Annotated in this window: 1 protein-coding gene; it reads right to left on the bottom strand. The window is 47.8% G+C overall.

What is annotated here, in order from left to right; translation table 11 throughout:
* A partial coding sequence (locus D1151_RS16390) for an N-6 DNA methylase (RefSeq protein WP_161909583.1) occupies positions 1-918 on the bottom strand: 918 nt, incomplete at both ends.

Genomic DNA, 918 nt, shown 5'->3' with positions numbered 1-918 from the left:
CTGGGCTGTCTCCACATTGATAACTCTCTCCGCCCCACGCACAGTACGCATGGTGAAAATATCGGCTTTTCTTGCAATCTTTCCATCATCATCCAGCAGTTCCAACGAACAAAGTAATGGATAGCTGCTGTCATCCCGAAATGCCTGGCTGTTGCTGCGGTTGTTGATCAGACCATATTTGCTGCTAAATGCATCATACAGTGCAGACAGCCTTTCCTGCTGGGCTGCAATTGCTGCATCGCTGACACCTTCCAGTTGACTGTCGATCAGCTCCCTGACCGCATCCCTGAGCCTGATTAGTTCTTTGAGCCTTTCTGCTCCGCTGCGGCTTGGTTCCTGTAGGATCATCACATCATTTTCTCTGTAATAAACCTTTTCATCAACGACCGAGTAAGCATAATTTGGCAGCTTGGGATCTGCAGGAATGCCTTCTGCAGTATCTTCATATTCGTCAAAGAAGGCGACCTCCGCAATACTCCCCTGGATCTGACGTACAGCCCGGTCCATCCGCTGTTCGAAAGTCTTGTTGTCTGGCAGAATGCAAGCGGTATCCTGCCCAAAGCGTCCGCTTATCTCCTGCATTTTCCCAATCACCATCTCAGGGTGATCAATAAAATACTGGTTATAGGTAAGTCCATTCTCATTACATCCAAGCTGCAGCCAGGACAGATCTTCCTTAACTACCTGCGGCTCAGTTTTTTTCTGCAGAATCAGAATATCGCTGGTCACCTCGGTACCGGCAATTTCTTTAAATGCGGTATTCGGCAAACGAATTGCACCCAGTAGATCAGCCCGTTCCGCTATATATTTGCGCACACTGCTGTTCTTCTTATCCAGCGTTCCCTTACTGGTAATAAAGGCAATCACACCACCCGGTTTCACCTGGTCGATAGTCTTGGCAAAAAAATAATCATGGAT

Origin of the sequence: Emergencia sp. 1XD21-10, from assembly GCF_009936045.1 — a bacterium.
Classification (GTDB): domain Bacteria; phylum Bacillota; class Clostridia; order Peptostreptococcales; family Anaerovoracaceae; genus Senimuribacter; species Senimuribacter intestinalis.
The sequence above is the reverse complement of the archived record's forward strand: the minus strand, read 5'-3'. Positions and strand labels throughout refer to the sequence as shown.